At 51.1% G+C, this 26,923-nt stretch carries 25 protein-coding genes; 10 read left to right on the forward strand and 15 right to left on the reverse strand.

Features of this window, described 5'->3' with window-relative positions:
• Positions 1-6: 6 nt before the first annotated feature.
• A complete protein-coding gene (locus tag LGV68_RS02735; protein WP_020330289.1) occupies positions 7-567 on the forward strand; it encodes a DNA-3-methyladenine glycosylase I in 561 nt (186 codons plus the stop codon).
• A gap of 31 nt (positions 568-598) precedes the next feature.
• Here the strand turns inward: LGV68_RS02735 and LGV68_RS02740 are convergent, their stop codons facing one another.
• Positions 599-946, reverse strand: coding sequence for a carboxymuconolactone decarboxylase family protein (locus LGV68_RS02740; RefSeq protein WP_233977381.1), 348 nt, complete (start codon positions 944-946; stop codon positions 599-601).
• Positions 947-1,120: 174 nt separating this feature from the next.
• Between LGV68_RS02740 and LGV68_RS02745 the strand changes: the two genes are divergently transcribed.
• The 4 genes from LGV68_RS02745 to LGV68_RS02760 are packed head-to-tail and all read left to right on the forward strand — an operon-like array spanning position 1,121 to position 4,899.
• Positions 1,121-1,507: a hypothetical protein gene (locus LGV68_RS02745; protein ID WP_020428648.1), complete on the forward strand. Its 387-nt coding sequence runs from the start codon at positions 1,121-1,123 to the stop codon at positions 1,505-1,507.
• A 53-nt stretch (positions 1,508-1,560) separates the two neighbouring features.
• On the forward strand, positions 1,561-3,663 hold the full coding sequence (locus LGV68_RS02750) for a protein-disulfide reductase DsbD domain-containing protein (protein WP_252536183.1): 2,103 nt from the start codon (positions 1,561-1,563) through the stop codon (positions 3,661-3,663).
• Positions 3,660-4,145 (forward strand): protein disulfide oxidoreductase, encoded by a 486-nt coding sequence (locus tag LGV68_RS02755; protein WP_038128239.1) that lies wholly within the window; start codon positions 3,660-3,662, stop codon positions 4,143-4,145. Before LGV68_RS02750 ends, LGV68_RS02755 begins: the two co-directional genes overlap by 4 nt.
• Before the next feature lie 10 nt (positions 4,146-4,155).
• The gene (locus tag LGV68_RS02760; protein ID WP_252536185.1) at positions 4,156-4,899 is read left to right on the forward strand and encodes a DsbA family protein; all 744 of its coding nucleotides are present in this window, start codon (positions 4,156-4,158) and stop codon (positions 4,897-4,899) included.
• A gap of 71 nt (positions 4,900-4,970) precedes the next feature.
• Here the strand turns inward: LGV68_RS02760 and LGV68_RS02765 are convergent, their stop codons facing one another.
• Together LGV68_RS02765 and cls are read right to left on the reverse strand one after the other, a co-directional pair.
• Positions 4,971-6,176 (reverse strand): cystathionine beta-lyase, encoded by a 1,206-nt coding sequence (locus LGV68_RS02765; protein WP_020330296.1) that lies wholly within the window; start codon positions 6,174-6,176, stop codon positions 4,971-4,973.
• Positions 6,177-6,258: 82 nt separating this feature from the next.
• Positions 6,259-7,713 (reverse strand): cardiolipin synthase, encoded by a 1,455-nt coding sequence (gene cls / locus LGV68_RS02770; protein ID WP_075988473.1) that lies wholly within the window; start codon positions 7,711-7,713, stop codon positions 6,259-6,261.
• A 341-nt stretch (positions 7,714-8,054) separates the two neighbouring features.
• On the opposite strand from cls, the gene LGV68_RS02775 reads away from it, so the two are divergent.
• Together LGV68_RS02775 and LGV68_RS02780 are read left to right on the forward strand one after the other, a co-directional pair.
• Positions 8,055-9,389, forward strand: coding sequence for a sodium-dependent transporter (locus LGV68_RS02775; RefSeq protein WP_032079951.1), 1,335 nt, complete (start codon positions 8,055-8,057; stop codon positions 9,387-9,389).
• Between the two features lie 167 nt (positions 9,390-9,556).
• Positions 9,557-10,939: a class II fumarate hydratase gene (locus tag LGV68_RS02780; protein ID WP_252536186.1), complete on the forward strand. Its 1,383-nt coding sequence runs from the start codon at positions 9,557-9,559 to the stop codon at positions 10,937-10,939.
• 54 nt (positions 10,940-10,993) lie between these two features.
• Here LGV68_RS02780 and LGV68_RS02785 read toward each other — a convergent pair whose 3' ends face one another.
• Both LGV68_RS02785 and LGV68_RS02790 read right to left on the reverse strand, forming a co-directional pair.
• On the reverse strand, positions 10,994-14,077 hold the full coding sequence (locus LGV68_RS02785) for an efflux RND transporter permease subunit (protein ID WP_252536192.1): 3,084 nt from the start codon (positions 14,075-14,077) through the stop codon (positions 10,994-10,996).
• A complete protein-coding gene (locus tag LGV68_RS02790) occupies positions 14,074-15,282 on the reverse strand; it encodes an HlyD family efflux transporter periplasmic adaptor subunit (RefSeq protein ID WP_252536194.1) in 1,209 nt (402 codons plus the stop codon). The genes LGV68_RS02785 and LGV68_RS02790 overlap by 4 nt, the downstream gene beginning before the upstream one ends.
• A gap of 274 nt (positions 15,283-15,556) precedes the next feature.
• Here LGV68_RS02790 and LGV68_RS02795 point away from each other — a divergent pair, with 274 nt between their 5' ends.
• Positions 15,557-16,252 (forward strand): TIGR01621 family pseudouridine synthase, encoded by a 696-nt coding sequence (locus LGV68_RS02795; RefSeq protein ID WP_024374346.1) that lies wholly within the window; start codon positions 15,557-15,559, stop codon positions 16,250-16,252.
• An 8-nt stretch (positions 16,253-16,260) separates the two neighbouring features.
• Positions 16,261-17,193 (forward strand): class I SAM-dependent methyltransferase, encoded by a 933-nt coding sequence (locus LGV68_RS02800; protein ID WP_020330304.1) that lies wholly within the window; start codon positions 16,261-16,263, stop codon positions 17,191-17,193.
• A 72-nt stretch (positions 17,194-17,265) separates the two neighbouring features.
• Here the strand turns inward: LGV68_RS02800 and LGV68_RS02805 are convergent, their stop codons facing one another.
• From LGV68_RS02805 to LGV68_RS02830, 6 genes are all read right to left on the reverse strand, one after another.
• On the reverse strand, positions 17,266-18,159 hold the full coding sequence (locus LGV68_RS02805; RefSeq protein ID WP_222749134.1) for a dihydrodipicolinate synthase family protein: 894 nt from the start codon (positions 18,157-18,159) through the stop codon (positions 17,266-17,268).
• Between the two features lie 30 nt (positions 18,160-18,189).
• Positions 18,190-18,807, reverse strand: a complete 618-nt coding sequence (locus tag LGV68_RS02810) for a CDP-alcohol phosphatidyltransferase family protein (protein WP_020330306.1) — start codon at positions 18,805-18,807, stop codon at positions 18,190-18,192.
• Positions 18,800-19,447 carry an ATP-binding cassette domain-containing protein gene (locus tag LGV68_RS02815; RefSeq protein WP_020330307.1) on the reverse strand — a complete coding sequence of 216 codons (648 nt, stop codon included), beginning with the start codon at positions 19,445-19,447 and terminating at the stop codon, positions 18,800-18,802. Before LGV68_RS02815 ends, LGV68_RS02810 begins: the two co-directional genes overlap by 8 nt.
• Entirely contained in the window at positions 19,413-21,113 is a 1,701-nt protein-coding gene (locus LGV68_RS02820) for a thiamine ABC transporter permease (RefSeq protein WP_252536196.1), read from the reverse strand. Before LGV68_RS02820 ends, LGV68_RS02815 begins: the two co-directional genes overlap by 35 nt.
• A gap of 15 nt (positions 21,114-21,128) precedes the next feature.
• Positions 21,129-22,274, reverse strand: a complete 1,146-nt coding sequence (locus LGV68_RS02825; RefSeq protein WP_252536197.1) for an ABC transporter substrate-binding protein — start codon at positions 22,272-22,274, stop codon at positions 21,129-21,131.
• Positions 22,275-22,452: 178 nt separating this feature from the next.
• Positions 22,453-22,896 carry an META domain-containing protein gene (locus LGV68_RS02830; RefSeq protein WP_020428628.1) on the reverse strand — a complete coding sequence of 148 codons (444 nt, stop codon included), beginning with the start codon at positions 22,894-22,896 and terminating at the stop codon, positions 22,453-22,455.
• 157 nt (positions 22,897-23,053) lie between these two features.
• On the opposite strand from LGV68_RS02830, the gene LGV68_RS02835 reads away from it, so the two are divergent.
• Entirely contained in the window at positions 23,054-23,302 is a 249-nt protein-coding gene (locus LGV68_RS02835; protein WP_038156396.1) for a DUF1289 domain-containing protein, read from the forward strand.
• 53 nt (positions 23,303-23,355) lie between these two features.
• Here the strand turns inward: LGV68_RS02835 and LGV68_RS02840 are convergent, their stop codons facing one another.
• From LGV68_RS02840 to LGV68_RS02855, 4 genes are all read right to left on the reverse strand, one after another.
• Entirely contained in the window at positions 23,356-23,574 is a 219-nt protein-coding gene (locus tag LGV68_RS02840) for a hypothetical protein (protein WP_020428625.1), read from the reverse strand.
• A gap of 235 nt (positions 23,575-23,809) precedes the next feature.
• Positions 23,810-24,907: an ABC transporter permease gene (locus LGV68_RS02845; protein ID WP_020330317.1), complete on the reverse strand. Its 1,098-nt coding sequence runs from the start codon at positions 24,905-24,907 to the stop codon at positions 23,810-23,812.
• Entirely contained in the window at positions 24,904-25,830 is a 927-nt protein-coding gene (locus LGV68_RS02850) for an ABC transporter ATP-binding protein (RefSeq protein ID WP_020428623.1), read from the reverse strand. Before LGV68_RS02850 ends, LGV68_RS02845 begins: the two co-directional genes overlap by 4 nt.
• Before the next feature lie 8 nt (positions 25,831-25,838).
• Positions 25,839-26,783 (reverse strand): HlyD family efflux transporter periplasmic adaptor subunit, encoded by a 945-nt coding sequence (locus LGV68_RS02855; RefSeq protein WP_252536198.1) that lies wholly within the window; start codon positions 26,781-26,783, stop codon positions 25,839-25,841.
• Positions 26,784-26,923: the final 140 nt, after the last annotated feature.

A 26,923-nucleotide genomic window follows, 5' to 3' on the forward strand; every position in this document is an offset into this window, starting at 1 on the left:
ATAACAATGACAACACAAGATACTACCTGCGCGTGGGCGATGAACCATCCACTCGAACGTGAATATCACGATGCAGAATGGGGCAAGCCAGTGCACGACGATAAAACGCTGTTTGAATTTCTCACTTTGGAAGGGGCGCAAGCCGGGCTCAGTTGGATTACCATTTTGCGTAAGCGAGAAGGCTACCGTCAGGCGTTTGAAGATTATGATATTGCCAAACTGGCGCAGTACGACGAAGCGCGAGTGGAAGCTATCATCGCTGGTTATGATGTGGTTAAACATCGCGGCAAAATTGCATCGGTGTTTTCTAACGCTCGGGCAACGTTAGCACTGCAAGAGGAGTTCGGTTCTTTGGATGCCGCGTTGTGGCAGTTTGTTGATGGTAAACCCCAAGTTAATCACTGGGCAGAAATGAGCCAGGTACCGGTGTCGACAGAAGAATCCAAAGCGATGAGCAAGTTTTTGAAAAAGCGCGGCTTTAAATTTGTGGGTGAAACTATCTGTTATTCATTCATGCAGGCGATGGGGCTGGTGAACGACCATCTGCAAGGATGTCCAAAAAAATGAGGGAGTTTTGCTCCCTCATTCTCTTATGTGGTTAGCGGTTTTGCGCTTCAAACTCTTCAATGGCGCCTAATGCAAGTGTGCCATAGGTAAAAGAAGGGCCGCCCCCCATCAGAACGGCGACGTTGATGACTTCAACCAATTGAGCTTTGGTGGCGCCAGCTTTGAGTGAAGCGGCGACGTGAGCGGCGATACAACCATCGCAGCGAGCAGCAATGCCAATTGCCAACGCAATCATCTCTTTGGTTTTTACATCCAGTTCGCCCGGAGACATCGCGGCTTTATGCAGCTGCATGAAGGCGGAGAGGGTATCCGGGCTTTGTTGTTTAAAGCTGCGGCCAAGAGTGTTCTGATCTTTGAGAATGTCGCTGTAGGATCTCATGTTATTAACCATAAACTAAAGTAGTTATTGCTAATATAATGATTCAAATTAAAATATCAAGCCGAATTGTTTCCTTTTATTTTTTAGACGGTTAAGCTGTTGCGCACTATGAACATGGCTTGTTTTCAGCAAACCTATCCGTTTCATTAAACGCTACTCATGAGGTTCGTTCTGTTGCATTGTTTACGTCGCCGACAACTTGCGCCGTTTGCCCTGATGTTGATCGTCTGGGTCGTGGTGCTGTGTGCGACGAAAAATATGGGGCTGACTTTTGCTTGTCCCTATGCCCAAGTAAGCGAACACTCTGTTGAGTGGCAGGCTGCCCAGCCTGCGCCAACCGATACCGAACAACTCAAGCAAACCAGTTCTGCTTGCCATCTCTCCGGTAAGTTGCTGCAACATCATCTCAATCACCTGATTGACCTGTTTATCCCCCTGATCACGCTGGTTCTGCTCGTACTGGCAGCAAAGCCATTGTCTTGGTCATTGATCCCCAGATTCAGAGATCCCAAGGTGCCGAAACGGCGCCCTCATTTGCAATTGTGCGTTTTCCGAGAATGAGTTGAACGTTCACATCCGTTTGTGACTGTTATTAACTTATTGAAAGGAAAAATATGTACCGATTATTACAACCATTGGCTCAATGGCTATTCAGGCCATGGGCGCTTTTGGCGATGCTCTCATTCACCACAGCAGCCCAGCCAATCTCAACCTCTTGGATGACTGATCCGAACCATCCTCCCGTGTCTGTGCGTTTTGTGCTGACGGGACAAATAGACTCTGACACTCAGCAACTTGCCGGCTATTTAGACGTCAAACTTGAACAGCCATGGAAAACCTATTGGCGCTCTCCCGGAGAAGGGGGGGTAGCACCGGAGATCAACTGGCAAGGTTCGACAAATCTGGACACTGTCGATTGGCATTGGCCATTTCCGCAACGTTTCTCTGTTCTGGGAATCGAAACGCTGGGTTACCGCGGGGATACCATCTTTCCGATAACCTTGCGCGTACATGACCTAACGGCTCCCGTTGAACTGAAGGCCAATCTCAGCCTGTCGAGTTGTTCAACTGTGTGTGTCATTAACGACTATCCGTTTATGTTGGCGTTTACCCCAACGGAGCTTTCTCCTGAGCCTGACGCAATGCGTCGCTTTGCCGAAGCCATGAGTCGAGTGCCGCAAGCGGATGCGTCGATGACGGACGTGTCTGCGGTGTGGGATAGTTCGGCGCAGCAACTTGAGCTGACGTTAAACCGTTCTACAGGATGGTCATTGCCCGTGGTTCTGGTGGACGGACAATCCGCGGCCGTCGTCGACAGCAGTTTTATTCACCCTAAAACTCAGGTCGATGGTCAAATGCTGCGTGTGACTTATGACGTCACTCATTGGTTGGGGCAAGCCGATCTGAGTGGAGAACGTGTAGACGTCACTATCTCCGATCAGAACTATCTAAGTGAAATTTCGCTGAACGTTACCGACGGTACCATTTCGCCCCAAGCCCAGTGGCCGTTGGTGACGATGTTGCTGATGGCGCTTATTGGCGGATTGATACTGAATCTGATGCCGTGCGTGTTGCCTGTGCTGGGGATGAAGCTCGCCTCAATCGTGAACACACCACATCGAGAGCGGCGCAAAGTCCGAGCGCAGTTTCTCGCATCGAGCGCTGGGATTATCAGTGCTTTTTGGATGATCGCGCTGGGGTTGATGATCCTCAAAGCGAGTGGCGAAGCGGTGGGATGGGGCATTCAGTTTCAAAGCGACGGATTTCTAGCGCTTATGCTGTTGGTAACGACGCTTTTTGGCGCCAACATGCTCGGGCTGTTTGAGTTGCGTTTGCCCTCAACTCTCAATACTTGGTTAGCTGCGCGCGGCGGTAATGGTTACGTCGGGCATTATGTACAAGGGCTGTTTGCCACTCTGCTGGCCACCCCATGTTCGGCCCCGTTTCTTGGTACCGCAGTGGCCTTTGCACTGGCCGCCGATAACGTTACGTTGTGGGTGATTTTCAGCGGGTTGGGTGTCGGATTTGCGCTGCCTTGGCTAATCATCGCTCTGTTTCCGAGTTTAGCGACCAAACTGCCGGCTCCCGGGCAATGGATGAATCGGACTAAGTTGTTGTTTGGTGCAATGATGTTGGCAACCACGGTTTGGCTCGCAACATTGTTGACCGCGCACTGGCCGACGTGGGGTATTTTCGCTTATCTGCTGACGGCAGCACTCCTGCTGTTGTGGCGTGGCGCCCGTGTTTATGGAGGACGTCAGATAGGGATAGTGGCCTGTGTCAGTCTCTTGGGGCTTTCGGCTGTGTTAGTTGTGGGTAGTCTGACGGCGGAGAAATGGTCGACACCGTTGCCGCAAGAGCTGAGCTGGCAGCCACTGAACGCAACAATCATCGATGAGAGCGCTGCGCAGGGAAAAGTGGTGTTTGTCGATGTCACTGCTGAGTGGTGCATTACCTGTAAAGCCAACAAAATTGGTGTGTTGCTACAGCAACCCGTCTATCAGGCGTTGCAGGATGACGATGTGGTACGTGTACGGGGAGACTGGAGCTTACCAAATGCCAGTGTGACGCAATATCTGCAACAGAACGGTCGATTTGGTGTTCCGTTTAATATTGTTTATGGACCGGGAGCGCCGGATGGCATTGCATTACCGGTAATTTTAAGCGATCGCGCGGTGATGGAAGCCATACAGCAGGCAAGGGGAGAGCAAGGATGACAAGAGGGTTGAAAGAAGGTGTGGTATTCGCATTGCTGATGCTTGTAATTGCTACCGCTCTTGATTGGTGGCGCCAACCCGAAGCGCTGAAGAGCCAAGTTTTTACACCGACGCTGTATGACTTGCAGGGGCAGACGGTCGATTTGGTTGAGATGAGTCAGGATAAGCCCGTTCTGGTGTATGTCTGGGCCACTTGGTGCGGCGTCTGCCGGGTGACGACACCGATCGTTGAATGGGTGAGTGGCGACCATACCGTGCTTAGCATCGCGCTCACTTCTGGCAACAATGATCGAGTGCAGCGCTATATGACAGCACACGACATCACGTTTCGTACCGTGAACGACGAACGTAATCAACTGGGGCGAGATTGGCAGATTCGCTACACCCCGACTTTCATGATTGTCCGCAACGGGCAAATTCAATCAGTGACCAGTGGCTTTACTACGCCGTGGGGACTGCTGGCCCGCCTGTGGCTGGCATAAGGAAATTTCGATGACTATGAAGAATGTACCACAACGTATCAAACGCACTGTACACAGGTTTATCCTGGTACTACTTATCGTGGTGGGGAGTGCACAAGCACAACTGAATGCCGGGCAGGTCCAACAGCTCGATGAAATCAATACTATGCTGAAGAACAACCCGCAGTTGATTGAGAATCTCTATGCCACTTTGCTGCGCTATGAGCAGCAGCAGACGCGTTTTGACCGTGTCCTGAGTGAGAACCAACAATATTTGTTTTTCAACCCTGATCATCCGAGTTTTGGGGCCGATAAACCTGCACTGACGATCATATTTTTCACTGACTACAGCTGTCCGTGGTGTAAGAAATTGGATCCGGTACTGCGCCAACTGAGTGAGAAGTATCCACAAATCAAAGTGGTTTCTGTTTTGGTTCCACTCAAAGAGTTAGCTGCGGAGAGTAACTCGGCCAGTTTTGCCCTCAATGTGTGGCATACTGCGCCGGATAAATTTACCCAAGTCGAGTCACTGTTGGTTGCCAAACCGGGGGCACATAATCCGATGTCTCTGGTGCAGGTAGCGAAGAAAACGAACACCTTAAATGCGGTGAACGCCCAGCCGAAAAGCGCGGCACAGATAGAGGAAAACTATCTGCTGTTTAGTGAATTGGGTATGCGTGGAACACCCGCGATGCTGATTGGTGATGATGTCATTCCCGGTTATCTGCCACTCGAACAGCTCGAAGAGCTGATCAAAGCCAAATTGGGTTCCTAGCTTAGAAGTAATAAAGAAGCCCTGATTATTCAGGGCTTTTTCGTATGCTAAAGCAATGTTACAGCGCCGTATTACGCCGTTGCTTCGTGTTCCAGAATGACCGCGTTGTAGCGCGCAAGGCCTGCTTCCAGGTCGGCAATCAGGTCGTTGACGTCTTCAAGACCAATGTGGAGGCGAATCAGTGTACCTTCAAAATTTGGATTAGCGATGGTACGCAGGCTGTTAAAACTCTTTGGTTCATTGGCCAGGATCAGGCTTTCAAACCCTCCCCAAGAGTAACCCATACTGAAATGCTGCATGCCATCGAGCAGCGCCGTGGTTGCTTTCGGATAGCTGCTTTTTAACACGAATGAGAACAGGCCGTTACCGCCGGTGAAATCACGTTTGAAGATTTCGTGGCCCGGGCAGGTTGGCAGAGCAGGGTGGCGAACATGATCCACCTCAGGACGTGTTGCCAGCCACTGGGCCACTTTGAGGCTGTTTTCAGCGTGCTGACGCAGGCGCACGTCGAGTGTACGAATACCACGCAGACCCAGATAAGCATCATCCGGCGACACACACTGACCCATCAGATAGCTTTGCTCACGCAGTTGATCCCAGTATTTCTCACTGGCGACAGCAGTACCCAGCATGACATCAGAGTGGCCGACGATATATTTGGTCGCGGCCTGAATCGAAATATCCACACCGTGCTCAAATGGAGAGAAGTTCACCCCCGCACCCCAGGTGTTATCCAGCATCACAATGATGTCGTGCTCATGGGCGATGCGTGCCAGCGTCGGCACATCCTGCACTTCCATCGTGATCGAGCCGGGAGATTCGGTAAACAGTATCTTGGTATTGGGTTTGATTAACGAGCGGATATCTTCACCGATCATCGGGTCGTAATACGTCGTCTCAACGCCAAATTTCTTCAGAATTTTGTCACAAAAGTCGCGGGTAGGTTCATAACAGGTATCGACCATTAACAGGTGATCGCCTGATTCAACGAATGAAAGAATCGCGTTACTGATGGCAGCGGTACCACATGGGTAGAGTGCGCAACCAGCACCACCTTCAATCTCAACCATGGCTTCCTGAAAGGCAAAGTGAGTCGTTGTGCCGCGACGTCCGTAGAACAGCGTCTTGTTTGCGCGGTTAACAGCAGCGTGATTTTTTTGCGCTACCGTATCAAATACGACGGTTGAAGCCCGTTGCACGGGCGGGTTGACCACGCCGTTCGTCCATTTTTTGTTGCGGCCGGCGGTAATGAGTTTGGTCTTTTTGCCTTCTGACATTTGCGATCCTTGTCTGGAAATACGAATGCCCTATTTAAAACATGGAGCTGCATTTAAATGCAACCCCATGGTCACAAAAAGATTACAGAAGCGGATTGAAAAGGTAGAACAAGCGTTCCATAAAACGATGACCGAGCGAGCGCGTTTCCCAGATGTCATAATCAACAGAGCGTGACTGTTCAATGTAGTTCTGTTGCTGCCAGTAAAGCTGTTGGGTGAACTCCTGATCGTCAACCGCGAGCGTCACTTCGAAGTTGAGCCACAGGCTGCGCATGTCGAGGTTGACGGTACCCACCAGACAGAACTGACGGTCAATCACGACCGATTTAGTATGCAAAAGGCCGCCATAAAATTCGTGAATCTTCACTCCCGCCTCAAGCAGTTCACCATAGAACGCCCTAGATGCCCATTGCACCATAAAAGAATCGTTCTTCTGCGGGATGATCAGCTCAACGTTGATACCCCGTTGCGCGGTCATTTTAAGCGTCGCCAGCAGATCGGCACTTGGCACAAAATACGGCGTGGTTATGCGAACCGACTCATTGGCTTGGTTGATAGCCAGAGTCAGTACCTGTGAGATTAAGTTTTCCGGCATGCCAGGGCCAGACGGGACCACCTGAATCGGATGCTGCGGCGCGTTTGCATCCAAACGGCATTCCGGCACGGTCGGCATCTGACGCTCTCCGGTTTCAAACTCCCAGTCCCAGCAATGAATTGCCGACAGCACGTTGACCGACGGACCGGTAATACGCACCATAATATCAATCCACTGACCGACCCCGGAATCTTGCTTGAAGTAGGCGGGATCGACCATGTTCATCGAACCGGTATACGCAATCGCATCATCAATCACGATAATCTTTCGATGCTGACGCAGATCGAGGCGACGTAGGAAAATACGCCACGGACTCACTTCCAGTGCCTGAACCACATGAATGCCTGCATCTTGCATCATCTTCAGCCAGTGGCTGCGAAAGAATCTCGGGCTGCCCGCTGAATCGAGCAGCAGCTTCACATCAACGCCACGCTTTGCCGCCTGAATTAGTGAGGACGCGACGGAATCGGCCAGTCCACCCGGATGCCAGATGTAGAACACCATGCGAATGCTTTCCTGCGCCTGTTCGATGTCTTCGATGATCGAGTGCAGGATTTCATTCGGTGAGTTTTGCAGCGACAGGGTATTGCCGCTTAATGCGGGAATGCCCATGCGATGGTTGCACAGTTCGTCAATTTTGTAGATGTGCGCGCCCATACCTTCTGGCATGTGTGCCTGGCAATCATTGAGTGAACGGAACCAAGTACCGAAGGGTTTAAACATCTCTTTGGCACGTTCGGCGCGTTTGCGACCTAAGTTGAGCTCGCCAAACAGGAAGTAACAAATGACGCCAACAATGGGAAGAATATAGATAACCATCAGCCAGGCGAGAGAAACACTGACTGCACGTCGCTTCAATACGACGCGAAGTGTCACACCTGCTACCAAGAACCAATAGATCGCGATGCTCGCGAGCGTTAAGAAGTGATAAACCTTATCCATGCGCCAACTACAGTAGAAAACATCTTTTGGGATAGTAAATCGAAAGCATAAGGGAAGAAAGGGAACGGCGGAAAATAATATGAAACAAAAACCGCAGAATAGTTGTTAATTAAGTGTAAATGTGGGGGTTTATGGTGATGGTGAGCTTAAAAAAGCATCAGATAATCTACAAAAATAGATTTATAGCCGCAAAATGGACTGTTCGGGCTTCCAATTTTATTCTCAAACTGGTCTACTTGCCACACTCTTGGTGTCACTCTAATTTTTAATGTGTGTACAAATTAATTTACACTCACTTTTGGACGCCACTCAGGTAAACACAACATATTGGTATAAGTAACATGGCGAGTAGTTCACGAAGTCAATTCACGTCCCGATTTGGCTTTATTATGGCAGCAGCGGGTTCCGCTGTAGGTCTTGGTAACGTTTGGGGTTTCCCAACTCAGGCTGCTAGTAACGGTGGTGCAGTCTTTTTGATCGTTTATCTGCTGATGGTGTTCCTGCTGGCATTTCCAATGCTGGTGGCGGAACTGACGATCGGCCGTTATGGGCAGTCAAACCCAATCCGCTCATTCCACGCTGCATGGCCAAAAGGTAAAGCGGGTGCGATTCTGCTTGGCGTGGTCGGTATGATCGTGGTGTCACTGATCCTGAGCTTCTACGCGATTGTTGCTGGCTGGTTGGTCGGCTCCTTCTTTAGTAGCGGTCTGGATCTGCTTGGCTTAAATAGTGCAGGCCACTGGCTGACAACATTCGGTACTGAACGTAATCTCGTGCTGATGATTGCTTTCATGGCACTGACAATGTTCGTGGTGCGCAATGGCGTAGCGAACGGCATCGAGAAGTGGTCAACCCGTTTGATGCCGTTACTGTTCGTGCTGTTTGGCCTGCTGACGGTGTACATATTCACTCAAGAAGGTGCATGGGAAGGCCTGAAGATGTATCTGATCCCGGATATTTCTCACCTGACACCAAAACTTATCGTCAGTGCAATGGGGCAAGCGTTCTTCTCTCTGTCTCTGGGTGTGTGCGTAATGACGACGTACGGTTCTTACCTGAAGAAAGATACCAACCTGCCTAAAACTGCCGCTCAGGTCGCACTGATCGACACGGGTGTTGCGTTCATCGCAGGTCTGATGATTCTGCCAGCTATGTTTGTTGCTAAACACAATGGCGTTCAGATCTTCTCTGACAGCGGTGAACTGCTGAACTCTGACACGCTGGTGTTTACGGTATTGCCGGCGATGTTTGATACCATGGGTGCCATGGGGGCGGTGATTGGCCTGGTGTTCTTCCTGCTGATGATTATTGCGGCGCTGACGTCGTCCATCTCAATGCTTGAAGTGCCTGTTGCGTGTGCAACAGAAGAGCTAAAACAGAGTCGCACGACAGCCGTGTTGTGGATCGGTGGCCTGGTTACGATTGTATCCGCTGTTATCGTGATGAACTTCTCAAGCCTGTTTGGCCTGGTGATTCAGTTCACAACCGTTTACTCGCAACCGATCATTGCACTGCTGATTACTCTGATCGTTGGTTGGATTTGGAACCGCAACCAGATTCTGAATGAGCTGAAACAAGGCTGTCCGGAAATCGAAAACAGCTGGTTCTGGAAAATCTGGCCAGTGTACGTGCGCCTGGTATGTCCGGTGCTGATGCTCCTGGTGTTCTTCGCGTAAACACGACGAGATTTCAATGAAAAGCCACTTGGGGAAGCCCAGTGGCTTTTTTGCTTTACAAACCGAATGGATACAGATTCTAAGTGCTTGCTCTTATTTTATTTAAATGATAGCTATTATCATTAAATGACGATAAATCGCCTTCACGAGAAGTTAAGGAATCTGACATGACACGAGAATTTCGGACCGAAAAAGACAGCATGGGCGAGGTGCTGGTTCCTAAAGATGCCCTGTATCAGGCGCAAACGCAGCGGGCGGTGGATAATTTCGCCATCAGCCGTTACAGCATGCCGCCGTCATTTGTTCAGGCACTAGCGTACATTAAGCAAGCCGCGGCGGTGACCAATGCCCAGTTGGGCTTACTCGAAGGGGATATCGCATCGGCGATCGATGAGGCTGCACAAAGCATCATTGATGGGCAGCATCTAGACCAGTTTCCCATTGATGTATTCCAGACTGGTTCTGGCACCAGTTCCAATATGAACGCTAACGAAGTGATTGCGACATTGGCTTCCCAGCATTTGCACAGCACGGTAAGTCCAAATGATCACGTCAATATGGGGCAAAGCAGCAACGATGTGGTGCCCACCGCCATTCAGGTGAGCTGCACTATGGAAGTGGAGCAGCGCTTATTGCCCGCGCTGGAACATCTCAGCACACAACTGGCCGCAAAAAAACAGAGTTTAGCGAACGTGGTGAAAACAGGGCGCACGCACTTGATGGATGCGATGCCGATTACCTTTGAGCAAGAATTGGGGGGATGGCAGGCGCAGATTGACCACGCGAGAAACAGTATTGTTCACGCAATGAAAGCGGTGAAAGCGCTCGCACAGGGCGGCACGGCGGTGGGGACTGGCATCAATGCGGATCCGCGTTTCGCCGCAGCGTTTGCAGACAATTTATCTCAGGCCACGCGTTTATCGTTTGTGCCAAGTGAGAACTTCTTTTTTAACCTCAGCAGTCAGGATGCGATTGTGGGGTTGTCTGGCCAATTGAAAACCGCGGCGGTGGCGATGATGAAAATCGCCAACGATCTGCGCTGGATGAACTCTGGCCCACTGGCGGGCATTGGTGACATTGAATTGCCAGCATTGCAACCAGGCAGCTCCATCATGCCGGGGAAAGTGAATCCGGTGATCCCGGAAGCGGCTGCGATGGCGTGCGCGCAGGTCATCGGCAATGACACCACCATCACCGTGGCCGGGCAGGCGGGGAATTTCCAGCTTAACGTGATGTTGCCCGTGATTGCGCATAACATTCTGGAGAGCATTGAGTTGCTCGCCAACAGCGCAAGAGCATTGGCGGACAAAGCGATCACGGGATTCATCGTACGTGAAGATCATATCAATATTGCGCTGGGCAAGAATCCGATTCTGGTCACTGCGCTCAATCCGGTGATTGGCTATCTCAAAGCGGCGGAAATTGCCAAACTGGCTTATCAACAGGGGCGACCGATAATTGATGTTGCGCTGGAGAACACCGCACTCAGCCGCGCTGAGCTGGAACGTATTCTTAACCCTGCAACCCTCGTCAAGGGCGGGATAGGCTAAAGGGCAATAAAAAGTCGCCGTGCGGCGACTTTTACAGGGGTGAAAAGCACGACATCAAGCGTTTAACTTTTCTCCGCACAGTGCCGGATTGATATCATTCAGGATCAGCAATACGCAGGCGACGACCACAGCGGCGAGCAAAGTGGCACTGATTAATCCAAACGCGATGCTGGCGATTAACGGGATCAGAAACTGTGCCTGCGTGCTGGTTTCAGTCAGCAGCGGTAGCAGGCCGGCGAACGTGGTGAGTGAGGTAATCATTATCGCGCGGAAACGGTCGCGAACTGCCAACGTACAGGCCTGTTTCAGATCCGCTCCGCCAGCCACTTTCTCTTTGATGAATGTGACCAATAGGATGTTATCGTTGACCACGATCCCGGCCAGTGTGGCAAAGCCGACCAGGCTTGGAATGGTCAGATCTAGGTTGAGTGCCAAATGTCCCCATACCACGCCAATCCACGCCATCGGGATCGCAATCAATACGGCCAGCGGCTGAGTGAAACTACGAAACAACAATACCAGTACCAGATACACGCCGATAACGCCCATCAGAAAATAGTGCAGCAGCGATGCACCGGTATCTGCGCTTTCTTTATCCTGGCCTTGGGAAACAAACGTCACATCCGGGTACTTCTTGTTCAGCTCTGGAACGTAGACTTTGTAGAACTGCTGCATGATGTCAAAGGCATTCGCAACTTGGGTGTTGATATTGCCTTGTACGGTTACAGTCGGCAGGCCATTCACCAGGTTCAGGCGGGAAAATGTGCGGTGCTGGGTAAAATTGGCCACACTGACCAGCGGTATCAGCCGGCCGTTGCTGGCGGTGATCATCAGATCCTTCATCTCTTCCAGCGTCGCGTGGTGTTGAAAATCGCGCTGACGAACGCGGATGTCGAGAATTTCACCGTTCTGATAGACATTCAACTCATTGTTGCCTTTAAATGCATTGCGCAGTGTTTGAGCCACTGTACTGGCGGTGACACCGAGTACCCCAGCCTGATCTTTGAGAGAAACGACAATTTCTTCCCGGCCATAGCGTAAATCGGAGGAAAGGTTAAACACGCCGTCAAATTGTTTGAGCCATTTACCTAAGTTTAGGCTCACTGCATAGAGTGTTTCTGGGTTGGGGCCCTGAATACGGATGTCGATGCCGTTGCCGGCAACACCACGCTCTTTGTCGGTAAATTTGAGTGACAAGACGTCGGCGAACGGTCCGACATTTTTTTTCCACTGCTGAATCAGTGACTTAATGCTTTCCTGCCGGAACTGCGCGGGCAGTAAGTCGGCGCTCACGGTGGCTACGTGCGGGCCGGATTCAAAGGCATCAACATTGGTGTTGTACATAACCGTAGTGCTGATGATCAGCGGCTCAGCATACTTTTCCTGATACACAGCGTCGATGGTTTTCAGGGCATCGGTTACTTTGGTCACCACGGCATCGGTCTGAGACAGCAGGCTCCCCTGCGGCAACAGGATGCGTGCTTGCAAAGTATCGCTTTCCAGCGTTGGCATGGCGCGGAATTTTAACCAGCCAGCAGGGAAAGTGGCTGTGGAGATCATCACCAGCATGATCAGGATACTTAAACTCAGGTAGGGTGAGTGTATGGCTTTCTCGGTTAACGGAACAAAGAGCCTGTCACGGACGTACTCAAAGTTGCGGGTAATCACTTGACGAATGGGTTTATCTTGCTGGGCGAAATGGCTGTGCGACAGGTGGGCCGGCAGGATCAGCATGGCCTCCAGCAGGCTGACGGTGAGGGTCAGGATCAGCACGATGGGAATATAGCGTAACACATCACCAAGGTTACCGTTTAGAAACATCAGCGGTCCGACGACCATAATGGTGGTGATGTAGGATGCGATCACCCCGGGGAAAACCTGCCGGGTGCCTTGTATGGCTGCATCAACCGGCCCCAGACCCGCTTCCCGTTTTGCCGCAATATTTTCGGCGATAATCAGCGAATCATCCATCAGCAAACCGGTGGCGACAATCAGCCCGACCATAGTCATCATATTGATCGTGTAGCCCAGCGTATGCATGGCAAACACCGCGCCCAGGAACGACACCGGCAGGCCGAGGGTGACCCAGAAACTGAATCTGAGATTGAAAAAAGCCCACAAGACGGCAAACGCAAGCAGTAACCCCTGCAGGCCGTTACTCAGCAGCAACCGCAGCCGCTCACGAATGTTAACACTGATATCCTGAGTCAGTGTAAGTTCGACACCGGGTGGCAAGAGTGATCGCTCGTGATCAATGACTTGTTGTACGATATTTCGCACGCGCAAAGTGTCCTGCTCCTGATTTTTGGATATCTGAAGGAATGCTGCCCGCTGGCCGTTGAACAGGCGTTTTTCTTCTTCCACGGCAAATAGTTGCTGGATCTGGGCGATATCCCCTAAGCGTAACTGGCTGCTGCTGTCGATGATTAGCTGCTGCAACTGACTGACCAGATTGGCTTGCTGATCAAAACGGATATTCCATTGAGTAAGATCACTGGTCACGATACCGGCGGGTACACGCACGTTTTCCTGAGCAATGCGATTCACCAGATCGGAGATACTCAACCCGTGTTGTCTGAGCTTGGCATCCGACACAGATACTTCAATTTCTTGATCGGAAAAACCACTGAGTGTGACCTGAGCGATACCGGAGTGGGCTTTCAGACGTTGCTTGAGTTGTTGAGCATAGCGGTACAAATCCCGCTCAGGCATTGGGCCGGTGATTGCCACGCTGACCACGGATGCGACGCGATCGAGTTTGGTGACTTTCGGCCGCTCTGCCCGGTCGGGAAGATCATCAATCGCGTTTACTTGTTGTTGAACGTCCGCAGTGAGGATATCAATGTTCTGCCCGGACTGGATGCGGACGTTGCCTATCGCAACGTTTTCTCTGGCGTCACACACAAACTCTTCCACGCCGATCAGCTGATCGATGGCATCCTGTAGCGGAACACACAACTCCTGTGCGACTTCTGATGGCGATGCTCCGGGATAAGTGACCCGAACTTCAATATTACGGGTTGGTGTCAGCGGAAAGGTGTCTCTTTGCAACTGGGGCAGCGCAAAGCCCCCCAGCAGCAGGATCACCAACATTAAGACATTGGCGGCCGTTTTATGCCGGGTAAAGTAGGCGATCATAGGTGACCTCCGGCTTGTTGCTTGATCCACTGCACTAGCGCTTTGTCTGGTTGAGGTTTCAGAGGCATGCCTTTGACCGCCGGTTGCAGTTGACTGACCACCACCACATCACCACTGTTCAAACCACTTTTGATCACTGCCAACTGATTGTGAATGAAGTCGACGTTCACTGGTTGAATTGCCAGTTTCCCGTCTTTTAGCAGATAGAGAGTCTCATCATGCAAGGCAGTAACCGGGACGGCCAACTGCTCTTTCAGGGGGGGGCCAATCAGCATCACTTTGACAAAGGTATCTCTGACCAAGGGAGGGCGCTGACCGGGTTTGGCTTGCTGATACGGGTTGTTCACCTGAACGATGATGCTCTGGCTTTGTGACTGCGCATCGATTTTGCCGCCGCTGCGCTGCACCTCGCCTTGCCAGACTATCGCCTTATCATCAATGTTGAGCTCGACCTGAGCGGTGAGATCGCTGTGTGATTGTTTGTCTGTTGCGGCGTAGGGGGTGTTGCGGCGTAAAGGACGCATTTTGCCAAGTGGGAACTGAGCCTGAATTTCCACTGCGTTGGTGGCATCTGCGGTGAGCAGCGTTTTTCCTTTGGTTACGTAGTCGGCGAAGTCAACCAGTTTCTCGGTGACACGCAGATCGAAAGGTGCCGAGACTTCCGTTAACGCCAGATCCCGGCGTGCCATGGCCAGTTCAGCATTCAGGACTTGTTGCTCTGCCTGGGTGATGGCCAATTCATTTTTTAGGCCTTGAAGCTGTTGCTGATTGCTCAGTAGTTCGCGTTGTGCTCGGTCTTTTTCGGTTTGTGAAATATGACCGGTTTTCATCAGGCGTTCGGTGCGAGCAAACTCCTGTTGTTGTAGACGATAATTCTGTTCGGCGATCTTAATCGTTTCGCCCAATGTTTGATTTTTGAGCTGAGCAACATCCTGTTCAGCCTCCAGTTTCGTGATGGTGAGCTGGTACTGGCTGCTATCGAGGCGTATGAGTGGGGTGCCTTTGGCGATCAGCATCCCGGCTTCAAACTCTTTCGCTACCCAGACGACTCGTCCTTCGACCTCTGTTTGTGCAACCCATTCACTGGTCGGGCGGGTAAAGCCATACCCCACTGCTGTTGGGCTTATGTCCATCGGCTTTGCCGTGATCACCCTAACCACTTTGGCTCCGGTTGCTTCATCTGTAGCGGGTGGGACAGCTTTCATCGTCGGCGCGAGAAAAAGTAATATGCCTCCCAAGAGTAAAGGTGGGACAAACAGTGAGCGTTGTTTCCAAGTGTATCGAGCCATAGTCATCATCATCCTTTTTGAATAAGGAAATACTAAATTAGTTTTGTTTAATTTTTATTGAATTGCCCCCCAAATCGGTCATCACGACTCCGTTTTGTGCGACTTTCCTGCCTGCGACCACGTAACCGGCAAGTTAGGCTGACGTTTGTCATTAATTGAGTATAATAGCGGTCCATTTTTGCGAGGTCGTATGTTCGATATTCTCTTAACCCACACCGATTTTCTGCTGATCAACAAGCACCCCAATGTCTCCGTGCATAAAGATGATGGTGACACTATGTTGTTGCAGGAGGTGGCGAAGCAAAGCGGTGATGCGCAGCTGTATTTGGTGCACCGATTAGACAAAATGACCTCGGGCATTTTGCTGCTCGCGCGTAATGCCCAAGCCGCCAGTGAACTGTCGAAAGCCTTTGCCGAGCGTCAGGTCGAAAAGTTCTATTTAGCGTTGGGTAGCAAAAAGCCGAAAAAGAAGCAGGGCCTGATTAGCGGCGATATGGAACGTTCACGTCGCGCGTCGTGGAAGCTTCTGGCCTCACAAACCAATCCGGCAGTCACGCAGTTTTTTTCTTTGGCCGCCGAGCCGGGAGAGCGCCTGTTTCTGTGTAAGCCGTACACCGGAAAAACCCATCAGATTCGTGTGGCGCTGAAATCTATTGGTTCCGGCATTGTCGGCGACCCGATTTACAATGCGGGGAATCAGGCCGACCGTGGCTATTTGCACGCGTTTGCGCTGCGCTTTTCGTATGCCGGGGAAACGTACCAATGGGTGTGCGATCCGCGCTATCAAGGGGCGCTGGGCGAAAAATGGAACAGCGATATTGTCAGTCAGGGCATTGAATCCTGGCTAGAACCCTGGTCACTTAGCTGGCCCTCAGTGAAAAAGTAAACATAGCTATGCAAGCATCTGCTTTATCTCAATTCTTTTCTGAAATGACGGTACAACTGGCGCAAGCGCCGAATGAAGTGCGTCGCCTGTTTCATGGTCGTGGCCAACGCTGGGAAGGTTTAGAGCACCTGACGTGTGACTGGCTGCAAGGGCAACTGATCGTCAGCGTGTTCAAAGACGTCGACGAGGCCTTTTTGGCGCAACTGATCGACGGTTTGCAGCAATTGGCGGATTCCCCGTTGTGGACAGAGAAAAACGGTCAGTGCATTGTGCTGCAACACCGTTACGCCGATGGCGCACCATCAGAAGTGCTGGTGGGGGAACTCAACGCACGCCCTGTGGTGGAAGAGAACGGTTTGAAGTTCCAACTGGATATCGGCAGAAACCAGAACTTCGGTCTGTTTCTGGATATGCGTCTGGGCCGCGACTGGGTGCGTGAACACGCGGAGCACAAAAATGTGCTGAACTTGTTTGCTTACACTTGTGGTTTTTCAGTGGCTGCGATTGCCGGTGGTGCTGATCATGTCGTGAACGTGGACATGGCCAAAGCGTCGTTGTCGAAAGGGCGTGAGAACCACATCCTGAACGAGCACAACGTCAACCAAGTGAGTTTCCTGGGGCATGACATCTTTAAATCGTGGGGCAAAATCAAGAAAGCAGGCCCATACGATTTGATCATTATCGACCCGCCGTCATTTCAAAAGGGTAGCTTTGCGCTGACCAAAGATTACGCCAAAATTCTGCGTCGCCTGCCGGATCTGTTAGCGCCACAAGGTGAAGTACTGGCGTGCGTGAACTCACCGATGGTGACGAGTGAATTTCTGATTGAAGGCATGAAAGTGGAAGCGCCAGCGCTGAACTTCCAATACCGTTTGGATAACCCACCGGAATTTGCCGATATCGACAATGAATCGGCGTTGAAAGCGCTGGTCTTCAGTTAACCACTTGATTCGTTCAACTAATCGATATGATTGAGTAAGTAAAAAGCCACTTAAAGTGGCTTTTTTGTCTGTTTAGGAAAGTTCAAGCTGCTCAATCAGCCTTGCCAGTCGCGTACGATCCTCACCTTGAACTGACACGAGCGGCAGAGGCAGGCAAGGGCTGTCGACCAGGTTCAAAATCTCGGCACCCGCCGCGATACAGCGCAGGCTGCCATTGTGACGGCCAAACATATCCCACAAGTCCCGCAAGCGGCTGGAGAGCTGCTGCGCCAGTGCATGATTACCGGATTGTGCTGCTCGGGTCAGTTCCAGCGCGGTGTTAGGAAACAGTCCTGCTATCACGGAATACCACACGTCGCAGCCCGCACTAAGACCAGTCGCGGCGAATGCATCGCCACTGACGCCAATCGAGACATGACTTGGAATCTGCGCGCGTAGGCGTTCGACGCGTGCTTTGGCTTCTTGTGGGTCGTTGGGTACGCCGGGAATTTTAATCGAGGCGACATTAGGCAGCTCGGCAATGCGGCCATGCAGCTCGTCGCTGAAGTGAAAATGAGTGGTTCCCGGATTGTCATAAACACATAGGGGGACCGAAATCGCGGCTGAGACGGCTTTGAAATGCTGGAACACTTCCTCATCGCTCAGTTTCTGATAAGACATCGGTGCCAGCAGCAGCCCGCTGGCTCCTGCTTTTTGCGCGTCGTCAGCCAAGTTCAGTACGTCTCTGGTTCTCAGCGCGCCAATACCGACGATGACTGGCGTGTTTCCCGCATGCTCAACAGCAATCTTGGCCACGCGCGCGCGTTCTTCACGAGTCAGATAGGCATAACTACCGGTCGAACCCAGGGCGCCAATCGAATCGACGCCCGCTGCGTTCAGACGCTCAAGCAGGCCCACAAACGCGGCCTCATCGATGCGATCTTCATTCATCGGGGTTAACGGAAACGCGCTCAATCCTGAGAACATAAAGTGACTCCTTGTAATAGTTTATAACGACTAACTTTCTGCCTGACGCAGGGTGTGATACCCCGAATATATGCGAGTCAGCGTGGTAAACCAACAGGCGGCGCCAAACAAATAGGCAATCAGAGCAAAGTGCTGAGGCAGCAGACAAATCAGCACGAAGCAACCAATGGTCTCAGTGCCTTCCGTCAGTCCGCTCATGTAATACAACGATTTATTCTGATACACCGGATTCTGAATACCGCGTTTGCCCGCCATGACCGCAAAGGCGAGAAAACTACTGCCTGTGCCGATGAAAGAGAAGATAAGAAAAGCGCCTGCTACGGCGTTCATTTCCGGGTTGGCGACCACAAAGCCGAACGGTATTAGCGAATAAAACAGAAAATCGAGACTGATATCGAGAAAGCCGCCAGCATCGGTTAAGCCTTGAATGCGCGCCAGTGCACCATCGAGCCCGTCGCAAAGCCGGTTAATGGCAATAAGCAACAAGGCGAGCAGATATTGCTCCAGCGCCAGGGCAGGAAACGCCAAACAGCCCATTGCAAAACCAAACAGCGTTACTTGGTTGGCGCTGACGCCAATGGCATCGAGCACGTCGGCCGATTTCGAAAGTGGCCAGCGAATGACGGGAATCACATAACGATCAAGCATGGGAAAACTCCGTTGGCCAGCGAATGATACGACTGCCCAAGGGGGCGTCTTCTTCATCGTGCGTGACCATTAATGTGGGCACCGCCGCTTGTGTCAGTTGATTGAATACCCAATCGCGAAACTGGCTGCGCAGTGACTTATCGAGCTTACTGAACGGTTCATCCAATAACGCCAGTTTGGGGCGTGCAAGAAGCATACGGATCAAACTGACGCGCGCCCGTTGCCCACCGGAAATTTGATCAGGAAACGAATCGGCCAGTTCAGTCAGCGAGATATGCTTAAGCGCTGTTAGCGCCGCCGCTTTGCGTTCCGCGCCCTTGAGTGAGTTGGGTAGGGCAAACGCTAGGTTTTCCCACACGGTTAAGTGCGGAAACAACAAATCGTCCTGAAATAGAATACCGACCTGACGCAGGTGCGGCGCGACATGGTTTAGTGACTGATCGTCAAGCATGATGTCGCCGCTGCATGCAAAGTCCGGAGTCAGGTGGCCGGCAATTGCGCTCAGCAGAGTCGACTTTCCACAGCCACTGGGGCCCATTAGTGTCACGATTTCCCCCGGTGTGATCGCCAGGTCAAAGTGGGTCAGTAACGACTCGCCGCCGGATTTACGGATGGTGAGGTTTTTGAGACAAAAGGTCATGCAAATTCACTTGTGGTTGAATGCTGCGGTGACGTCGAATCTGCACCCGACTGATGATGACCGCAAGAGAAAAGAAAACAAACGGCAACAACGCCTGCCAAAGGGCGTAAATGGCCATCACACGACGATCGTAGCCGCTGGAAAGTGCCACTGCTTCGGTGGTGATGGTTGCAATGCGTCCGCCGCCAAGCATCAGAGTAGGCAGATACTGCGCCAGACTGACGCTGATTCCGACCGCCCAGGCATACAATAAACCCGGTAGTAACAACGGAACTTTGATTTGCCAGAACAGTTGCCAAGGACTTTTACCTAAGCTGAGTGCGATGCGGGTGAAGTTAGGGTTGTAGCTTTTCCATGGGCCATCTAATGCCAGATACACCAAAGGGAAGGCAAAAAATACATGCGACCAAATGACCCATAAAGTGAAATGTTCCGCGGCGATATACAGGGTGGCGATTTGCAAACCAAACAGCAGAGAAAGCTGTGGCAGCAACATGGGTAACACGATAACCCAGGCGGGCAATGCATGACGAAAACGGGTGCGGTACTCTTGAGCAATAATGCCAAGGATCAGTGCCAGCGTTCCGCTGAGCAGAGCAATCCACAAGCTCTGATAAAGCGTGGGTAACATGTTCGGCCATTCATTGAGCCAGAATCGAGCACTCAATTGGCTGGGGAGCAAATCGGGAAAACGCCAGCGCTGCGCCAGACTCCAAATGAGCATCAGTGGAAATATCACCGCAGCACAGCCGATAACCACGATCATCGCGGAACGACCCGGCAGCGTGATGCCATATCGTCCGCTGGATAACCAACCGCGAAAGGTGCGTAGCAAGAGCGTTTCAATCGCGAGCACACACAGCAGCATGAGTCCCGCCAGACAGAGCAATGTCACTGCGCCAGCTGCGGCGCGCGGTATCTGTTGTAAATCCGGGTCGCTGAACCATTGCCAAATCAACACGGCAAAAGTTGGCGGTGTCGTCGGGCCAAGAATCAGACTGACGTCGACCACGGAAACGGAATAAGCGATCACCGCAAACAGTGCAAAGCGCATTTTGCGTAGCCATTGCGGCAGGATGATTTTCCACCAAATTTGCGTTGGCGAGTAACCCATCGAAGCGCCTGCAGTGTGCAATGTTTCAACATTCAGCTGCTGTAAAACCGGAATGCTCATTAGCAGCAGAAAAGGGATCTCTTTCAGTGCCAACGCGAGCGTAAGACCGAGCGCATGAGGATCGTGGATTAACCAAGCGGAGTCCTGCGTAGACACTTGATAATCAAATAGCGCGGCTAAGGTGCGGGCCAGCATACCGGTCGGCGCGAATAAAAACGCAAAGCCAATCGCAAAAGCCACGTGCGGCAAAGCCAGCAAACCGGAAAGACTATTTTCAACCCAACTCCAGCGGTTGCTGGTCCAAAGCGTCATCAAGACGGCAAAACAGAGTAACAGGGCGAGGTAAGTGCTGGTTAAAGCGGAAAATGCAGAGAGCCACAGCGATTGAGTAATGCCAGCCCAATGCCAGACCTGAGTAAAAGCATCGAATGAAAACTGATATAAGCCTACCGCCGGAATGTAACCGAGTGAGGAGAGGAGTGCGCCCACCATGCCTGGCAGAATGGGCGCAATACCGATGATGATCAGAAGGCTATAACCGATACGAATCATAGTAAGCTCAAGGTATTATTTTGCCGCGCCGTAACGCTTTTGCCATTCCGCTTCTAATGCGGTTTGCCAACTTGGGTGCGGTTCGGCAATCGACCTAAACAGTTTGGTTTTGGCTGCGGTGCCACTCAGCACATCGTTCTTTAGTACAGATGGGTCACCCCAGATATTCATGTCTCCTTTACGCGATTGTGCATCAGGACTCATCAGGAAGTTAATCGCCACCAATGCGCCTTCTTTGGCTTTGGCATTCCACGGAATGGCGAGGAAGTGAATGTTGGACAGCGCGCCCGCTTTCATCGCATAGCTACGAGTCGTGTCAGCCAGTTTGCCTGATGCCTGAGCCGAATAGACCGCATTAGGGTTAAACGTTAATGCCAAATCGATTTGGTCGTCATCCAGTAATTGAATCATTTCCGAAGAACCGGAAGGGAATTGTTTACCAGAGCGCGAAGCCACGGCGTGCAGTTCATCCAGATATTGCCACAGTGGCGCAGTGATGGCTTGAAACGATGTTGAGTCCACCGGTTTAGAAAGCGCAGCATCGTTATTGGTCAATTCGATCAGCAATGCTTTCAAAAAACTGGTGCCGTGAAATTCCGGCGGGCGAGGGTAACTAATACGATTAGGGTACGCTTTGGCGTAGCTCAGCAGCTCTGCAAACGACTCTGGTGGATTGTTCAGTTTGTGATGATCATAAATAAACACCAGTTGACCCACACCCCATGGGGCTTCAAGTCCTTCCGTCGGCTCAGAAAAGTCGCTATCAACAGGCAGCGATTGATTTACGTATTGCCAGCTTGGCAATGTGTCGACGAACGGGCCATAGAGCAGGCCGTTATTTTTCATCGACTTAAAGTTTTCGCCGTTAATCCACACCATATCGACGCTGCCATCTTGGTTTTTGCCTGCGGCTTTTTCGGCAATGAGACGCGTGGCGGTCTCTGCGATATCGGTGACTTTTACCTGCTTGAGTTCAACACCATATTCTGCTTTCAACTGATCGCCAGCCCAGCGAATGTAGTTATTGATTTCCTGGCTTCCGCCCCATGCGTGAAAGTAAACAGTCTGGCCGCGCGCTTTGTCGGTAATCTCTTGCCAAGATTGAGCGTAGGCAGAGACAGACAGTACACAGGCGCTAAGAAGGGTAAGCAGCTTTTTCATAATTGTCCTTTGAGATCGCTGATATGGGTTCATTAAGGCTAGAGACCGGAAAGCTTCGCGGTTTCATTCATTATGTCTTAAAAAAAGCAAAAGATCTGATTCATAAGGAAAATGGCGGGACAAATAAAACAAAAGGCAGCCTTATGGCTGCCTTCCTGATCTGAAGCGTGCGTTGAGATTAGTTTACCCACTCACGCAGAGTAAAAGTCAGTGTATGAACGTCGTTCTTCAGCGTTAATGTATCTTTGGTTAAAGTGACGTCATTCCAATCCATCAGTGATTGAGATACCGCTTGTTCGGTGTCCATTACATCGCCGATACACATTTTCATGGTCATACCCATTTTTTCAATGCGTAGACGGTTGTCTTTCAGCTCAGCCTGACCAAAGAAGTTGTTACAGCCTGCGTTGCCGCTTGCCATCATCTTCTCACCAATTTCTAGGCGAGGCGCATCGTAGTGCTCATTTTTCACGATGTCTTGGCCATCAATTTGAGTCAACTGCCAGTTATGATGTTGCAGATCCGTCGCGGTAATTTGCACATCGTCACCATTGCTTGCGCAGGCAGCTAACAGAACTGGCATCGCCATTGCGGCAAGTAATGATTTTGAACTAAGCTTCATAATATTCACTCCAAATGTGGAAAACGCGGTCAGTATAGTCAATAAAACACTGTTTTTGTCAGCATACGGTCATAGTTTAATATGCAACTTTGTCGGTGGGTAGTGTGAATCTGCTTTTGTAACAGATAGTTAGCGTAATAAGGACATCAGAATATTCATGGAGCAACTTGAGTTTTTCCAAGTCCCGAGCCCGTGTGTCGGCGTTTGTACGGTTGACGACAGGGGATATTGCCGTGGCTGCATGCGCAAAAGGGAAGAGCGGTTTCGCTGGCTGGAGATGACGCCGGCTGAGCAGTTGCACGTGATTCAGTTGTGTCGCCAGCGGTATCGAAGAAAAGTACTTGCGGCGAGGAAGGCGGCGGAAACAGAGATTGAACCCAATAATCCGCAACAGGAATTGTTTTAACGCTTAGGCTAGGGCTCTGGATGCGCTAGCCTAAACATCATTCTCGCGGCTTGTTATTTTAAAGCCCAAAGGTCACTGACCCAACCACCCGCATGCTCGTCAAAGTGAGCGCCGGTGAATTTACGTTTCGCTTCTTGTTGTGGTTTTGCTTTTTTGCTGTCGGAGAGCATCGTTCGTATGTAGTTCGCCATCGGATCGGTACATGAAGATTGCTTTCGTAATGCGACTTCTTTGATCATTTGAAGACGAAAACTTTTAGTGGCACGTTTCATTGGGGGACCTCCATTTGTGATGACGACTAATTTTAAAAGTTAGATCTTGGTCACTTCATCGTCAACACAAGCGATGCCCTATATTTTCTAATGTATTTTGGTTGATTATTAAACAACAAACCCAGTCATCGACTGGGTTTATATATTAGAGAGCACTGATTTTCCTATCACGATGATTGGAAAATGTAAGGGAAGTTTGACAGCTCAAATAGTTGAATAACATTGAGTTGCATTGCTAGTCGAGTGACTTTTTAAAGCGCATTGAGGCGACAAACAGTCCCAATACGGTGAATCCCGCCAGCCACACTGTATCTTTCCATAAGTCGGCGAGATCAGCGCCGCGCAGCACAATCCCGCGAATCAGGCGCATAAAGTGCGTAGCAGGCAGAACTTCAGATATCCACTGCGCCGCGACTGGCATGCCTTCGTAAGGGAACATGAAGCCAGACAGCAAAATGGATGGCAGCAGAATAAACACCGTCATCTGCATCGCTTGCAACTGTGTACTGGCGACTGTCGAAATCATCAGGCCCAGCGTCAGACTGGCGGAAATAAACAGTAAAGTGCCAAACAGAATCTGACTCAGCGAACCATTAATCGGTACATCGAAAATTGCATGCCCCAACCCCAGAATGATGAACACCTGAATCAGACCGACAAAAATATACGGAACGATTTTAGCTATCATCAGTTCTATAGAATGCACCGGCGTTGTAATCAGTAGTTCCAGATTGCCACGTTCACGTTCACGTACGATGGCTGCACTGGTAAACAGAATCATGGTCATGGTCAGGATTACGCCGAGCAGCCCAGGCACGATATTAACTGCCGCGCGCCGACTGGGGTTGTAGAACAGAGTAATCTCAAAGGTCGGTGTGGCTGCGGGTTTGATTTTAAAATCGAAATCCTGCAACGGCATGTTTTTAAGACCTGAAATAGCGCCCGCAATCATGGTATCTGAACCGTCCACAATCCATTGACCAAGCTCACGACCTTCTTGCACCCGCTGAGTTAGATCTTTCGGCAGAACCAGCGCGGCGCGGACTTCGCCACTGGCAATCGCTTGCTGCGCTTGATCTGCGGTCGTGTAAGCCTGAGTCACATTGACCACTTGGCTCACTTTAATCGATTCTGTCAGCAGGCGGCCAAATGTGGATTGGCTTTGATCAACCACTGCCACCGGAATGTTTCGAACATCGGTGTTGATGGCAAAGCCAAACAAAATCAGCTGGATGAGCGGAATCATCACCACCATACCGAAAGTGATGCGATCGCGTGACAACTGGCGAAACTCTTTCACCATGACGGCTTTAATGCGATAGAGCGAGTTCATTGGCGGCCTTTCCCTGTCACGGTAACAAAAACATCTTCCAGGCTCGGGCGCGCAATCGTCATTTCGGCGTGCGCTAAGTCTGGATTGGTTTGGCGTAGCCAGGCAATCGGGTCCTGAACTTGACGATGGATTAATACACGCAGACGAATGCCCAGTTGCGCGGCGGAGCGCACTTCTGGCTTGGTGAGCAAAACTTCTTTGAGCTTACGCAAATGTGGCGCTTTCACTTCCACGACCGTTACGCCCATTTGCTGCATCAGTTTTTCTGGTTCATCATCGGCACGAATTTCACCGGCTTCCATAATCGCGAGCCGATGACAGCGTTCGGCTTCATCCATGTAGTGTGTTGTCACCAGAATGGTGGTGCCTTGTGAGGAGAGGTCAAACAACTGTTCCCAGAATTCGCGGCGGTTTTCCGGGTCGACCGCTGACGTCGGTTCATCAAGGAACAGCAGTTCAGGGCGATGCATGGTCGCCGCCGCTAGCGCCAAACGCTGTTTCTGACCGCCGCTCATTCCGCCGACGCGTTGTTTACGGCGTTCATCCAATCCATACGTTTTCAATTGTTCGTCAGTTCTGGCGTTGAGTTCCTTGCGGTTCATACCAAAAATCTGGCCAATGAATTGCAGGTTTTCTTGCACGCTAAGATCGTCGTACAGTGAAAACTTCTGGGTCATATAACCAATCTTCAGCCGCAAAGCTTCAGATTGACGGGGAATATCCAGCCCCAACACGTTTACCTGACCTTCCGTTGGGCTCAATAGCCCGGTCAGCACTCGAATGGTGGTCGATTTACCACAGCCGTTAGGTCCCAGAAAGCCGTAGATACTGCCTTTCGGCACACTGAGATTAATGCCTTCGATGGCGGTGAAGTCACCGAATTTTTTCATCACGTTCTGCGCGTGAATGGCGAGATCGCTCATACCCACTCCTACGGCAAATCAACTTGTGCCGGAATCCCGGAAGGCAGAGACTGCGCCGAGTTCGGCAGGTCCACTTCAGCAAGATACATCAGGCGTGCACGTTCGTTTTCAGTCAGCGCGTAATAAGGAGTAAACGAGGGTTCGTTAGCTACCCAGCGAACCGCGCCTTGATAGCTGTGGGTAACGCCATCGACATGCACCGTCACTGTTTTGCCTGCGGTAAACTGAGCGCGAAAACGCTCGGGGACATACACTCGGGCGTATGGCACGCTGTCGGCTTGCACTACGGCCACGATGCTGCCTACCGAGACGCGTTCGCCAAGGTTGTAGGGCAGGTTGTCGAGAATGCCCTTACGGGTAGCCACAATCGTCAGCTCACTGAGTTTCTGTTGCTGAAGTGTCACGTTCGCCTCTGCGGCGGCCAGTTCGGCTTTCGCTTGCTCAATATCTTCAATACGTGCACCAGCGGTAAGCTTGGCAAATTCTTCTTTGGCCGAATCGAGCTCAGCGCGGGCAGAATCTCGTACCGACACAGCACTGTCTTTTTCGGACTGACTGATTAAACGTTTTGATACCAGTTCCGAGACGCGGCGAAAGCTTTTTTCTGCTTCCGTGAGCTGCGCCGTGGCACGGGATACGCGAGCTTGCGCTACTGCGATATCTTCCGGACGTTCACCATTGGTGAGTTTGGCCAGATACGCGGCCGCTTTGGCACGCTGTGCGATGGCTTGCGCCACCATGGCCTGCTGACTGGCATCATCGAGTTTTACCAGCACATCACCAACATGCACTTCGCTGCCCTCTGTAATAGGTAGTTGGCGAATGATTTCGTTACTGGTGGCAGAGAAGGTCACCCGATCGCGTTCTAGCGTGCCAAGGGCTTGATTCTCTGAGTCCTGACTGCAGCCGGAGAGCAGCAGAATGAGAAGCGACAGTGTTAAACCCCGTTTCATGAACTGCTCCTTAATAAAATAAGCGTGAGGCACAAAGTGCGAAGGAATTCGTTTCATCGTTACAACAAGTTTATGTTAGATAAGCCATTTGTCGCACTCATTATTGGTGAACTCTGTGAATTACCAAACCAGATTTATTC

Source organism: Vibrio sp. LQ2 (genome assembly GCF_023920125.1).
Classification (GTDB): domain Bacteria; phylum Pseudomonadota; class Gammaproteobacteria; order Enterobacterales; family Vibrionaceae; genus Vibrio; species Vibrio fluvialis.